Raw genomic sequence first — 12,181 nt, forward strand, 5'->3', positions numbered from 1 at the left:
ACTCCCGGGTCGGATGGATGCCGCGCGTGCGCGACGCTCACTGTCGGTCTAAAGCTATGGGTTAACACGTTACGGGGCGACGCCGCCGCGACGGTTACCCCGATGTAACGCTCTCGTGACGCCGCGGCGGAGGCGCGTACTCCTCGCGCTTGCTCGTGCCCACCCGCATCCGCGCCATCGCCGCGGCGAGTCCGACCGCGGCACCGACCCCGTCCACCACGGGAACGCCGACCCGCTCCGTCAGCGCGTGGCAGAGGTCGGCCATCCCGGCGCAGCCGAGCACGATGACGTCGGCCCCGCCCGCCACCTCGGCGGCGCACAGAGCCGCGATGCGCTCGAAGGCGTCCGACCCGGTGTCCTCCAGGTCGAGCACGGGGATCCCGGAGGCGACGAGCGAGGCGCAGGCCGACGTCATCCCGTACCGGGCGAGCAGATCGCGTGCCCGGCCGAGGGTCCGGCCGAGCGTCGTGACCACGGCGAACCGACGGCCGGACAGGGTCGCGACGTGCATCGCGGCCTCGGCGATGCCGATGACCGGCACATCCACGAGCTCTCGCGCCGCGTCGAGCCCGGGATCACCGAAGCAGGCGACGACGTACGCGTCGCTGCCGCCCGCGGCGAGGTCGTCCTCGATGAGCTCGACGATCGAGCGCGCAGCGGCGATCTCGTCGAGGTGACTCTCGATCGCGGCCGCCCCGTCGACGGGATGCACCGCCACGATGTCGACCCCGGGCCCGGCGACCTCCCGCGCGGCGGCGGCGATCTTGTCGGTCATCGCCCGGGAGGTATTGGGGTTGATCAGCGTGATCCTCACGCGACGGTCTCCGGCGCGGACTCGGGCAGGGTGCCGTCCGAGATGCCCTCGGTCTCGCCCGCGAACGTCGGGACCTGCCGGTCCCGCCGCTCGAAGAGCACGAACGCGGCGAACGCGAGGCCGCATCCGATGAACCAGGTGAAGTTCCCGATCCACGAGACGTCGAACAGCCCCATGTCGGCGAACGTCTTGGGCAGGATCGCCAGAAGGATCGTGGGGATGCCGGCCACGAGAAGCGTCTTCGTCGCGTTCGGGTTGTAGCCCTTGCGGTACCAGTAGGCCCCGGTCTCGCTCATCGTGAACATGTCGTCGGTTCGGATGCGCTGCTTCGCCGCGATGTAGTACCCCGCGATCAGCAGACCGAACAGCGGGCCGATCAAGGCCGCGAGGATGCCGAGCGAGTAATGGATGGCGGTGGCGTCGGAGTACCAGTTCCAGGGCGTGAGGAACACCGACCCCACGGCGGCGATCATCCCGCCCATGCGCCACGAGATCTTCTGGGGCGCGACGTTGGAGAAGTCGAAGGCCGGCGCGATGAAGTTGGCGACGATGTTGATGCCGACCGTCGCGGTGACGAACGTCAGCCCGCCCAGCAGGATCGCGAACGGCGTGTCGATCGCCTCGACGGTGTGGATGGGATCGAGCAGCAGCTCGCCGAAGACCGGCACGGTCGCCGCCGCGGTGAGCACCGTCAGGATCGAGAAGAACAGGAAGTTCACCGGGAGGCCCCAGAAATTGCCCTTCTTGACCTGGCTGAACGAGCGGCCGTACCGCGCGAAGTCGCCGAAGTTGAGCATCGGGCCGGCGAAGTAGGCCACCACGATGCCGACCGCCATGGCTATGAGACCGAGGGTGCCCCACAGGTCGTGCGGCGCCGCTGCCGGGTCGGAGAGGTTCAGGTCGATGTTCTCCCAACCGGCCTGGCTGACGAGGTACACCGCGAGCACGATCATGACGCCGTAGACGGCGGGACCGGCCCAGTCGATGAAGCGGCGGATGACCTCCATGCCGTTCCAGAACAGCGCGACCTGCGCGACCCAGAGGATCGAGAACGAGATCCACCCGAGCGCCGAGAGCCCGAGGAAGCTCACGTCGAGAAGAGCGGCCGAGCCCGGGATGAACTTCAGGAAGATGATGTTCAGCGACTGCGCCGCCAGGAAGGTCTGCACGCCGTACCAGGCGATCGCGATGATGCCCCGGATGATCGCGGGGATGTTCGCGCCGCGCACCCCGAAGATGGCGCGGTTCACCACGGGGTACGGCACACCCGTCTTCTGGCTGGGCTTGGCGACCATGTTCGCGAAGACCTGCACGATCACGATGCCGATCACGAGCGCCACGAGGACCTGCCAGGCCGCGATCCCGAGCGCGAAGAGCGACCCGGCCGTGACGTACCCGCCGACCGAGTGCACGTCCGACATCCAGAAGGCGAAGATGTTGTACCAGGTCCACTTCTGCGTGCGGAGCGGAGCGAGATCCTCGTTCGACAGTCGGGGGTCATAGCCCCGATCGGGAACCGTCGTCGCGGTGGGCAGGATGTTCGGGGGAGCGGTCATGGCGTCGGAACCTTCCAGGAGGGGATCTGGAAAGTGAAGCTATGGGTTAATCGGGCCCGCCGGGTTTCGCCCATGTAACGACGGTGTGAAGTTGGAGCTTCACCCCGTCCGCGGCTGATCACCGCCGCCGCCCGTTTAGACTCGGCGGCATGTCAGAGCTCGCGCTGGGGACCGGGACAGAGGTGGGCGCCCGGCTGCGAGAGCTGCGACGGCAACGAGGCATGTCGGCGCGCGCCGTCGCCGCCGCGCTGGGCATCAGCCCCAGCGCGGTGTCGCAGATCGAGCGCGGTGTGCTGCAGCCGAGCGTCTCGCGGCTGCTCGCCATCACCGACGCCCTCGGCGTGCCCCTCGCCGCCGTGTTCGAGACCGGTGACGGCGCGCCGACCGCGGCGCTCGCGGCGGAGATCGACGGGTTCTCACTGGTCCGCGCCGCCCAGGCGACGACGGTCGAGCTCGGCGACGGGGTGACCTTCCGCCGCCTGTCTCCCGGACCGAGCCCGGGCATCGACTACTTCCAGTCGACCTATCCGCCGGGATCGTCGGCCCACCGCGACTCCGACCTCTTCCGGCACGACGGCTACGAGGTGGGCACCATGCTCTCGGGCGAGCTGACCGTCGATTTCACCGACGAGCGGGTCGTGCTGCGCCCCGGCGACACGATCAGCTACCCGTGCTCGCGGCCGCACCGCATCCACAACGACGGCGACGAGATCGCCGTCGCGACCTGGCTGATCGTGCATGCGTCCGCGTGAGCCCGGTCGGGTGCCGTCGCGTGCGACGCGCCGACGCCTCAGCGCCCGGTCGGCCCGTCGACCGGCCCCGTCGACCCGACGACCGTGAGCCACGTCGCGACCGCGACGCTGTCGGTGCGGTTCGCGACGCGGTGCGGTCGGGATGCCGCGAACGAGAGCGACTCGCCCGGGCCGAGCTCGACCTCGCCGTCGGCGAACTCGAAGGTGAGCGTGCCCGTCACGACGAGCCCGCTCTCGTAGCCCACGTGCACGAGGAGGCCCCCGTCGACGCTCGAGCTCGCGCCCGGCGGGTAGGTCGACTCGAAGTGCTCCACACCGCTGATGGGCACGGGCGTGAGCCGCCGGTAGGTGACACCGCCGCCGAGGCGCGCCGTCGTCTCGGCGCCGACCCGGGCGACGAAGACACCCGGCACCGGCTCGTTCAGCTCGCCGGGGGCATCGGGATCGGGGACCGCTGCGACGGCGTGGTCGTCGAAGATGACCGACACCGGAGCGCCCAGCACCCCGACGAGCTCGACGAGCCGGTGCACCGACGGCTGCATCGCGCCCGTCTCGATCTGCGACAGCGCGCTGGCCGAGATGCCCATCTCCTGAGCGACCGAGGCCAGGGAACGCCCCGTCCGGGTGCGCAGCGCCCGCAGGCGGCGCCCGATCGACGCGGGAAGGTCGGGCTCGGCGCGCTGCGGTTCCACGGCACGATGATATGTAACGCGGGAGAAACGCGGTGACAGTACCGTGACCCGCATGCACCTCGACGAGTTCCACGCCCTGAGCGCGGACGAGGCCCGACGCGTCGTCGCCGTCTGGGCCCCCATCCCCCGCTGGGTCGAGACCCTGATCGCGGGGCGGCCCTATCGCGACGTCGCGGAGCTGAGCGCCCGGGCACGCGCCGAGGCGGCCCACTGGAACGACGACGACCTCGACGCCGCGCTCGCGCATCATCCGCGCATCGGCGCCCGCGTCGACGAGCCGGGCGCCGAGGGCGACGCGTCGCGATCCGAGCAGGCCGCGATGCGGTCGGCATCCGATGACGACACCGCCGCGATCGCCGCGGGCAACCGGCGCTACGAGGAGCGATTCGACCGCGTCTTCCTCATCCGGGCGGCCGGCCGGACCCCGGGCGAGATGCGGGCCGAGCTCGAGCGGCGCCTCGGCAACGACGACCGCAGCGAGACGGCCGAGGCCCTCGGCCAGCTCGCCGAGATCGCGCTGCTCCGCCTGTCGCAGACCGTCACCGAGGAGGCGCCGGCATGACCCACCTGACCACCCACGTGCTGGACGCCTCGACCGGCACGCCCGCGGTCGAGGTGAGGATCGAGCTCGCCGACGCCCGGGGAGGCGTCATCGCGACGGGCTCGACCGACACCGACGGACGGCTCGCCCTCGGACCCGAGCGACTCGAGCCGGGCGTCTACTCGCTGACGTTCGACACCGGCGGGCACTTCGCCCGGACCGGCACCGCGACCTTCTACCCGTCCGCGACCGTCAGCTTCACCGTCGGCGACGAGCCCCATGTGCACGTGCCGCTGCTGCTGAGCCCGTTCGGCTACTCCACCTACCGCGGCAGCTGATCGGCAAGCAGCCACCGCGGCACGTTAAGTACTGGCTTAACAGGTTCGTTACACGGGCTTCACGTCGCGAGCGATCGCGAACCGTTGAATGACGACAGTCCCCTGCACCGTCGCCCTCCTTCGATCGGAACCCCATGCGCGCACGTTCACCCCGCGTCGTCCTCCTGGCCGCCGTCTCCCTCGCCGCCCTCGTCCTCACCGGCTGCAGCTCCGCCGGCGACGGCGCCGCGGGCGGCGACGACGTCGAGACCGTCAAGATCGGCACCCTGCGCGGCCAGCCGCACTTCTACCAGCCGTTCCTCTACGCCGACCACGCCGTCGACGGCGTCGAGTTCGAGGTCGTGACGCTCGACACCACCCCGGCACTCTCCGACGCCCTCGTCTCGGGCAGCATCGACTTCGCGATCACCGGCGTCACCCCGACCATCTCGTCGATCTCGCAGAACCGCGACCTGCGGATCGTCGCGAGCGCCGCCGACGGCGGATCCGGCTTCATCGGCAACGGCGCGGCCTCGCTCGCCGAGCTCGAGGGCTCGCAGATCGGCATCGTCCAGGGATCGGCTCAGGAGGTCGCCCTGCGGCTGCTGATCGAGGACGCGGGCATGACCCCCGACGACTTCGAGCTCACCCCCATCCCGGTACCCGAGATGGCCTCGGCCTTCGCCTCCGGCGACATCGACGCGTTCATGGGCGTCGAGATCGGCGTCTCGATCGCCAAGGCGAACGGCGGCACCGAGGTGGTCGATCCCTACTCCACCGCCATCGGCCGCGTGAACATCGGCCTGGTCACCACCGGCGAGCTGATCGAGGAGAACCCCGAGCTCGTGCAGCGCGTCGTCGACACCCACGCCGCGACGACCGCGTACATGGCCGACAACATCGAGGAGTGGCTGCCCGGCATGGTCGAGGAGTTCGGCGGCGACGAGGAGGTCTTCACCTCGGCGCTCGAGAACTTCTGGCTGCGGTCGGACCTGTCGGACGAGTACGTCGGTCAGCTCGAGGCCCTCGCCGAGGCCATGGCCTCGATCGGCCTGATCACCGCGACGCCGACCGCCGACTCGATCGTCGACACGAGCTTCGCCGGCTGACCCGGGGGAGACGCACCATGACCGACACCGTCCCGTCCGGGCACGCCGACGACGCAGCGGCCGTCGCCGTCGCGCCGACGAGCGCCCCCGTCCGGCGCCGCCCGCCGGCACGCCGACCCAACCAGCGGGCGGCCCTCTACCGGTTCCTGCTCGGTCTGCCGGTGCCGTTCCTCTTCGTCGTCCTGTGGCAGATCGGCCGCGACCAGGAGTGGGAGATCCCGCTCGTCGGCATCCGGATGGCGTTCCTCCCGACGCCGTCCGAGGTGGTGGCCTCGCTCTGGGACTACGGGTTCGGCGGCGTGAACGACGACGCCTTCTCGGGCGACCTCTGGGTCAACCTGGGCACCTCGGCGCTGCGCGTGCTCGTCGGCTTCGCGATCGCGGCGGCCATCGCGATCCCGCTCGGCATCGTCATGGGCCGGTCGTACACGATGGACGGACTGTTCGATCCGTTCATCAACCTCTTCCGGCCGATCCCCGCGACCGCGTGGGTGCCGCTCGTCGGGCTGCTGATCGGGTGGGGCGACCAGGCGACGATCTTCCTCATCGCGCTGTCGGCGTTCTTCCCGATCGTCCTCGGTGCGATCAGCGGTTCGAAGGAGGTTCCGCCGCGTCTCGTCGAGGCGGGACGCATGCTGGGCGCCCGACGCTGGGAGATCCTGACCCAGGTCGTCGTGCCGGCCTCGGCTCCCGCCATCGTCAACGGCCTGCGGGTCGGCCTCGGCATCGCCTGGGTCGTGCTCGTGCTCGGCGAGTCGGTGGGGGTGAACGTCGGGCTCGGCTCCGCGATCATCCTCGCCCGCGACGTCGTGCGCACCGACATGGTCGTCGTCGGGATGGTCGCCATCGGCGCGGCCGGCTTCCTCTCCGACCGCATCCTCGTCGGTGCGTTCCGACTGGCCACCCGTGGCCGACCCCTCATCAAGTGACTGGAGCGACCATGACCGAGATGCTCTCACCCGACATCGCCCCCGACGCCTCCGCCGCCGTCGAGATCGTCGACCTCGGCAAGCGATACGGACCGGAATGGGCGGGCACGCAGGCCGTCGCCGGCGTCGACCTGAACATCGCCTCGGGCGAGTTCGTCGCGATCGTCGGGGCCTCCGGCTGCGGCAAGAGCACCGTGCTGCGCATCCTCGCCGGCTTCGAGGAGGCCAGCAACGGCTCGGTGACCGTCGGCGGTGCACCCGTCACGAAGCCCGGCCCCGATCGCGGCGTGGTGTTCCAGGACTACGGACTGTTCCCCTGGCTCACGGTGCGCGAGAACATCGCCTACGGGCCCCGGCGGAGACGGCTTCCCCGCGCCCGGGTGGCCGACCTGGTCGAGCGCTTCCTGGCCGCCGTCGGCCTCACCCGCTTCGCCGAGAAGTACCCGGGCCAGCTCTCGGGCGGGATGCAGCAGCGCGTCGCGATCGCCCGCGTGCTCGCCAACGAGCCGCGGGTGCTGCTCATGGACGAGCCGTTCGGCGCCCTCGACGCCCTCACCCGCTCCGACCTGCAGGCCGAGCTCAAACGCATCCACCTCGCGACGCGGACGACCGTCGTGTTCATCACGCACTCGATCGAGGAGGCGGTGTTCCTCGCCGACCGTGTGGTGGTCATGACCGGGGGCGCCTCGCACGGCGTTCCCGGGCACATCAGCCGCATCGTCGAGATCGACCTGCCGGAGCAGCGCGACATCCTCGCTCCCGCCTTCACGGAGTACAAGCGCGTGATCTCCGACCTCGTGCACGAGCCGGCGGCGGCGGTATGAAGATCATCGTGATCGGCGCCGGGATCGGCGGGACGAGCGCGGGGATCGCGCTGCAGCGCCTCGGGCACGAGGTGGTCGTCTACGACCGTATGCGCGAGAACCGCCCGGTCGGTGCGGCGCTGTCGCTGTGGTCGAACGGGGTGAAGGTGCTCAACTGGCTCGGCGTCGGCGCCGAGGTCGCGGCGCTGGGCGGGGCGATGGACCACATGGCCTACCGCGACGGCCCGACTGGCGAGGAGCTGTGCCGGTTCTCGCTCGCTCCGATCGAGCAGCAGACCGGCCAGCGCGCCTACCCCGTCGCTCGCGCCGACCTGCAGGCCCTGCTGATGGACCGGCTCGGCGCCGAACGCATCCGCCTGGGAATGCAGCTGGTGGGCATCTCGGAGGACGGGACGACCGTCACGGCCACCTTCGCCGACGGCACGGTCGACACGGCCGACATGCTCATCGGCGCCGACGGGGCGCGCTCGTTCACCCGCGACTACGTCACCGGCCCCGACGCGCCACCCATCGAGCGGACGTACTCCGGGTACACGAACTACAACGGGCTGGTGCCCATCGACACCCGCATCGGTCCGGCCGACCAGTGGACCACCTACGTCGCCGAGGGCAAGCGCGCGGCGGTGATGCCGGTCGCCGACGGGCGGTTCTACTTCTGGTTCGACATCCCCGGGCCCGCGGGCACCGACGGCGACCCGCTGGACGCGCTGCGCGACGCCTTCGGGCACTGGGCGCCGGGGACGCAGGCTCTGCTCGACGCGATCGACGCCGAGCGATCGCTGAATCGCGTCGAGATCTGGGACATCGACCCCTTCGACACCTGGACCCGCGGCCGCGTCGCGATCCTCGGCGATGCGGCGCACAACACCGCGCCCGACATCGGCCAGGGGGCGTGCTCGGCGCTCGAAGACGCCTTCGCTCTGGGGATCGCGGTGGCCACGGACACCGTGTCCGTGGAGGACACCCTGCGGCGCTACGCCGCCTCGCGGGTCGAGCGCGCCGGTGAGCTGGTGCTGCGGGCGCGGGCCCGCGGCGCCGAGACGCACGGTTACGATCCGGCGGTGACCGAGGCCTGGTACCGGAGCCTGCACGGCACCGACGGGTCGGGGATCCTCCGCGGGATCGTGGGCAACATCACCGGAAGCCCGATCAACCTCGGCGTCGGCGTGCTCTGACGGCGTCGCGCGCCCGCAGGCAGCCGCGGCACCCCCGGCAGCCGCGGCGGCTCAGACGCGGAAGACCGTGTGGACCGGGCCGCAGACGTCCTGCCCACCCAGATCCGACAGCTCCATGAGCACCGCGGTCCCGATGGTGTGGTGCCCGAGTCCCTCGAGCAGCCGCTGCGCCGCACGGAGGGTGCCGCCGGTGGCCAGCACGTCGTCGACCAGGAGCACGCGTGTACCGCGCGGCAGGTCGTCGGCCATCTCGATCGTCGCCTGACCGTACTCGAGGTCGTACGAGACGGAGGCCGCCGGTCGCGGCAGCTTGCCGGCCTTGCGGATCGGCACCATGCCGACTCCGCTCGCGGCGGCCACGGCCCCCGCGATGAGGAATCCGCGCGCCTCCACGCCGGCGACGACGTCGAACTCGCGGGCGAAGGGCGTGACGATCGCGTCGATCACGGTGCGCAGGGCCGTCGCGTCGGCGAGCAGCGGCGAGATGTCGCGGAAGAGGACTCCCGGCTCGGGGAAATCCGGGATGAGCGCGATGAGCGACTCGGCGTGCTCGAGGGGGTCGGAGGTCACCGAACCACCCTAGACGCCGCTTGATGGTGTCGATCCCGCCATGATCGCCGCCCGATCGTCCGGCGCGCGTGCCACCTCGACCCAGCGGGTGTCACTGCAAGCGCTTGCAGTAGGCTGGCGCCCATGACCTCCTCCTCCGTGGACACCGTGGAATCCACCCTCTCCCCGATCGGGATCTCCCGCCCCGGCGCCGAATGGTGGCGCACTGCGGTGATCTACCAGATCTACCCGCGCTCGTTCGCCGACGCCTCGGGCGACGGCATCGGCGACCTCGCCGGCATCACCTCCCGCCTCGCCGAGCTCGCCGAGCTCGGGGTCGACGCGGTGTGGCTGAGTCCCTTCTTCCGCTCGCCGCAGAAGGATGCCGGCTACGACGTGGCCGATTACTGCGACGTCGACCCGCTCTTCGGAACCCTCGACGACGCCGACGCGATGCTCGACGAGGCGCACGCCCGCGGCATCCGTGTCATCGTCGACCTCGTCCCGAACCACTCCTCCGACCAGCACGTCTGGTTCCAGCAGGCGCTCGACGCCGCCCCCGGCAGCACCGAGCGCGCCCGCTACATCTTCCGCGACGGCAGAGGCGAGAACGGCGCCGAGGCTCCGAACAACTGGGAGTCGGTCTTCGGCGGCCCCGCCTGGACGCGGACGACGAACCCCGACGGCACGCCCGGCCAGTGGTACCTGCACCTGTTCGATGCGACGCAGCCCGACTTCGACTGGTCCAACCCCGAGGTGGGCGACGAGTTCGAGCGGATCCTGCGATTCTGGCTCGATCGGGGCGTCGACGGGTTCCGCGTCGACGTCGCACACGGGCTGGTGAAGTCCGAGGGCCTCCCCGACTTCGTCCCGGCCGAGGACGCCGGCTCGATGGGCGGCGACAGCGCCGACGTCCCGTACTGGGGCCAGGAGGGCGTGCACGACATCTACCGCCGGTGGAACCGCATCCTCGCCGAATACGACGGCGACCGTGCGCTCTGCGCCGAGGCGTGGCTGCCGACCGTCGACGAGACCGCACTCTGGGTCCGCCAGGACGAGATGCACCAGGCGTTCAACTTCCCGTACCTGCAGACCGAATGGGATGCCGCTCACCTGACCGAGGTCATCTCGGAGTCGCTCCGCGCCTTCCCCGCCGTCGGCGCTCCCGCCACCTGGGTGCTGTCGAACCACGACGTGGTCCGCCACGCCTCTCGCCTGGCGCTGACCGCCGAGAACCCGCAGGGACACGGCCTCGGGCCCGACTCCCCCGGCCAGCCCGACGCCGTCGTGGGCCTCGCGCGCGCCCGCGCCGCGACCACACTCATGCTCGCGCTCCCCGGCTCGGCCTACCTCTACCAGGGCGAGGAGCTCGGCCTGCCCGAGGTCGTGAACCTGCCCGACGACGCGCGCCAGGACCCGACCTGGTTCCGGACGAACGGCGAGCGCTACGGCCGCGACGGATGCCGCGTACCCATCCCGTGGGAGGCGGACGCGCCCGGCTACGGATTCAGCCCGACCGGCGCCTCGTGGCTGCCGCAGCCCGAGGAGTGGCGGGCGCTCGCCCGCTCGGCCCAGGTCGGCGAGCCCGGCTCGACCCTGTCGCTGTACCGCGAGCTGCTGTCGGCGCGCCGCCGATTCGACCTCGGAGCCGGCGCTCTCGAATGGGTCGACCTGCACCTGGGCGACGAGGTCATCGGGTTCCGCAACGGCGACGTGCTCGTCGTGGCGAACACCGGGTCCTCCCCGGTCGCGCTGCCCGCCGGTGAGATCCTGGTCGCGAGCGTCGCGGACCTCGCCGGCACCGGCGGCGACGGGGCCGAGCTGCCCGTCGACGCGGCGGTCTGGATCCGCGCGAGCTGACGGGGGAGCGGGAGATGGTCGGCATCGACGACGTCGCGCGACGCGCGGAGGTCTCGACGGCGACCGTCTCCCGCACCCTCAGCGGCCGCGGCCCGGTGTCGCCCGCGACGCGCGAACGCGTGCTGCAGGCGGCATCCGAGCTCGGCTACGTCGTGTCGTCGGCCGCGTCGAGCCTGGCCACGGGCCGCACGAGCAACATCGGCGTGCTCGTGCCGATCCTCGACCGCTGGTTCTTCTCGCGCGTGCTCACCGGCATCGCGGCGACCTTGCAGCGCGCCGACTACGACGTCGCGCTGTACGCCCTGACCGCCGAGGCCGACGAGCGCAGCCGCGTGTTCGCGACCTCGCTTCGCCGCCAGCGCGTCGACGGGGTCATCGTCGTGTCGATGGCTCTCGCGCGCGACGAGATCGCACAGCTCGGCGACCTCGGCCTGCCGGTGATCGCCATGGGCGGCCAGCTGGCCGGTCTGCGATCGCTCACCGTCGACGAGATCGAGGTGGCGCGGACGGCCACCGAGCACCTGCTCGGGCTCGGGCACCGCGACATCGCCCACATCGGTCTGCATCCCCAGTTCGAGGGCGACTTCCACATCCCCACCCGACGCCGCCTCGGCTTCGAGACGGCGCTGAGCGAGGCCGGTGTCGCGGCGCACCCCGACCGCTTCGCCGCCGCAGACTTCACGATGGCCGGCGGGCACGAGGCCGCGACGCGACTGCTCCGGGATGCCGAGGCCCGCCCCACCGCGATCTTCGCGGCCTCGGACGAGATGGCGATCGGGGCGATGCTCGCCGCGCGCGAGCTCGGGTTGCGCGTGCCCGAGGACGTGTCGATCGTCGGGGTCGACGGCCACGACCTCGGGGCGTTCTTCGGCCTCACGACGGTGGATCAGTTCCCGGGCCGACAGGGCGAGCGTGTGGCCTCGGCGATGATCGCCGCGCTGCACGGTGCGGCGTCCGGTCCTCCGGCCGGCCTCGACTTCGCCCTCGTGGAACGGTCGAGCACGGCGCCGCCCGCCTGACTCGCGGCCCCAGCGCGCCGTGTGACGCGGTCCGACCTGCATCG

13 protein-coding genes are annotated in these 12,181 nt (G+C 71.4%); 9 read left to right on the forward strand and 4 right to left on the reverse strand.

The genetic code is table 11. The features are described from left to right. Positions 1–94: 94 nt before the first annotated feature. Positions 95–775 (reverse strand): aspartate/glutamate racemase family protein, encoded by a 681-nt coding sequence (locus HW566_RS08305; protein WP_178009310.1) that lies wholly within the window; start codon positions 773–775, stop codon positions 95–97. A 35-nt stretch (positions 776–810) separates the two neighbouring features. Continuing rightward, positions 811–2,370 carry an NCS1 family nucleobase:cation symporter-1 gene (locus HW566_RS08310; protein WP_178011985.1) on the reverse strand — a complete coding sequence of 520 codons (1,560 nt, stop codon included), beginning with the start codon at positions 2,368–2,370 and terminating at the stop codon, positions 811–813. Between the two features lie 149 nt (positions 2,371–2,519). On the opposite strand from HW566_RS08310, the gene HW566_RS08315 reads away from it, so the two are divergent. Next, positions 2,520–3,122, forward strand: coding sequence for a helix-turn-helix domain-containing protein (locus tag HW566_RS08315; RefSeq protein WP_178011987.1), 603 nt, complete (start codon positions 2,520–2,522; stop codon positions 3,120–3,122). A 38-nt stretch (positions 3,123–3,160) separates the two neighbouring features. On the opposite strand, the gene HW566_RS08320 is transcribed toward HW566_RS08315, so the two are convergent. After that, positions 3,161–3,814, reverse strand: coding sequence for a helix-turn-helix domain-containing protein (locus HW566_RS08320; RefSeq protein WP_178011989.1), 654 nt, complete (start codon positions 3,812–3,814; stop codon positions 3,161–3,163). A 52-nt stretch (positions 3,815–3,866) separates the two neighbouring features. Here HW566_RS08320 and uraD point away from each other — a divergent pair, with 52 nt between their 5' ends. From uraD to hpxO, 6 genes are all read left to right on the forward strand, one after another. After that, positions 3,867–4,376: a 2-oxo-4-hydroxy-4-carboxy-5-ureidoimidazoline decarboxylase gene (gene uraD, locus HW566_RS08325; RefSeq protein WP_178011991.1), complete on the forward strand. Its 510-nt coding sequence runs from the start codon at positions 3,867–3,869 to the stop codon at positions 4,374–4,376. After that, the gene (uraH, locus tag HW566_RS08330) at positions 4,373–4,693 is read left to right on the forward strand and encodes a hydroxyisourate hydrolase (protein ID WP_178011993.1); all 321 of its coding nucleotides are present in this window, start codon (positions 4,373–4,375) and stop codon (positions 4,691–4,693) included. The genes uraD and uraH overlap by 4 nt, the downstream gene beginning before the upstream one ends. A 134-nt stretch (positions 4,694–4,827) precedes the next feature. After that, complete coding sequence (locus HW566_RS08335) at positions 4,828–5,781, forward strand: ABC transporter substrate-binding protein (RefSeq protein ID WP_178011995.1); 954 nt, start codon at positions 4,828–4,830, stop codon at positions 5,779–5,781. A gap of 17 nt (positions 5,782–5,798) precedes the next feature. Then, positions 5,799–6,710 carry an ABC transporter permease gene (locus tag HW566_RS08340; RefSeq protein ID WP_178011997.1) on the forward strand — a complete coding sequence of 304 codons (912 nt, stop codon included), beginning with the start codon at positions 5,799–5,801 and terminating at the stop codon, positions 6,708–6,710. A gap of 20 nt (positions 6,711–6,730) precedes the next feature. After that, the gene (locus HW566_RS08345) at positions 6,731–7,534 is read left to right on the forward strand and encodes an ABC transporter ATP-binding protein (RefSeq protein ID WP_178014811.1); all 804 of its coding nucleotides are present in this window, start codon (positions 6,731–6,733) and stop codon (positions 7,532–7,534) included. Continuing rightward, on the forward strand, positions 7,531–8,709 hold the full coding sequence (gene hpxO, locus HW566_RS08350; protein WP_178011998.1) for an FAD-dependent urate hydroxylase HpxO: 1,179 nt from the start codon (positions 7,531–7,533) through the stop codon (positions 8,707–8,709). Before HW566_RS08345 ends, hpxO begins: the two co-directional genes overlap by 4 nt. 51 nt (positions 8,710–8,760) lie before the next feature. Here the strand turns inward: hpxO and HW566_RS08355 are convergent, their stop codons facing one another. Beyond that, the gene (locus HW566_RS08355; protein ID WP_178012000.1) at positions 8,761–9,279 is read right to left on the reverse strand and encodes an adenine phosphoribosyltransferase; all 519 of its coding nucleotides are present in this window, start codon (positions 9,277–9,279) and stop codon (positions 8,761–8,763) included. 123 nt (positions 9,280–9,402) lie between these two features. Between HW566_RS08355 and HW566_RS08360 the strand changes: the two genes are divergently transcribed. Both HW566_RS08360 and HW566_RS08365 read left to right on the forward strand, forming a co-directional pair. Further along, a complete protein-coding gene (locus HW566_RS08360; RefSeq protein WP_178012002.1) occupies positions 9,403–11,118 on the forward strand; it encodes a glycoside hydrolase family 13 protein in 1,716 nt (571 codons plus the stop codon). A gap of 14 nt (positions 11,119–11,132) precedes the next feature. After that, positions 11,133–12,137, forward strand: a complete 1,005-nt coding sequence (locus HW566_RS08365) for a LacI family DNA-binding transcriptional regulator (RefSeq protein WP_178012004.1) — start codon at positions 11,133–11,135, stop codon at positions 12,135–12,137. Positions 12,138–12,181: the final 44 nt, after the last annotated feature.

The organism is Microbacterium oleivorans, from assembly GCF_013389665.1.
In the GTDB taxonomy this organism is placed as follows: domain Bacteria; phylum Actinomycetota; class Actinomycetes; order Actinomycetales; family Microbacteriaceae; genus Microbacterium; species Microbacterium oleivorans_C.

Coding starts and splice junctions, on each gene's coding strand:
- uraD (WP_178011991.1), top strand. CDS start 3,867: ATGCACCTCGACGAGTTCCACGCCCTGAGCGCGGACGAGGCCCGACGC.
- HW566_RS08315 (WP_178011987.1), top strand. CDS start 2,520: ATGTCAGAGCTCGCGCTGGGGACCGGGACAGAGGTGGGCGCCCGGCTG.
- uraH (WP_178011993.1), top strand. CDS start 4,373: ATGACCCACCTGACCACCCACGTGCTGGACGCCTCGACCGGCACGCCC.
- HW566_RS08360 (WP_178012002.1), top strand. CDS start 9,403: ATGACCTCCTCCTCCGTGGACACCGTGGAATCCACCCTCTCCCCGATC.
- HW566_RS08365 (WP_178012004.1), top strand. CDS start 11,133: ATGGTCGGCATCGACGACGTCGCGCGACGCGCGGAGGTCTCGACGGCG.
- HW566_RS08345 (WP_178014811.1), top strand. CDS start 6,731: ATGCTCTCACCCGACATCGCCCCCGACGCCTCCGCCGCCGTCGAGATC.
- hpxO (WP_178011998.1), top strand. CDS start 7,531: ATGAAGATCATCGTGATCGGCGCCGGGATCGGCGGGACGAGCGCGGGG.
- HW566_RS08310 (WP_178011985.1), bottom strand. CDS start 2,370: ATGACCGCTCCCCCGAACATCCTGCCCACCGCGACGACGGTTCCCGAT.
- HW566_RS08340 (WP_178011997.1), top strand. CDS start 5,799: ATGACCGACACCGTCCCGTCCGGGCACGCCGACGACGCAGCGGCCGTC.
- HW566_RS08305 (WP_178009310.1), bottom strand. CDS start 775: ATGACCGACAAGATCGCCGCCGCCGCGCGGGAGGTCGCCGGGCCCGGG.
- HW566_RS08335 (WP_178011995.1), top strand. CDS start 4,828: ATGCGCGCACGTTCACCCCGCGTCGTCCTCCTGGCCGCCGTCTCCCTC.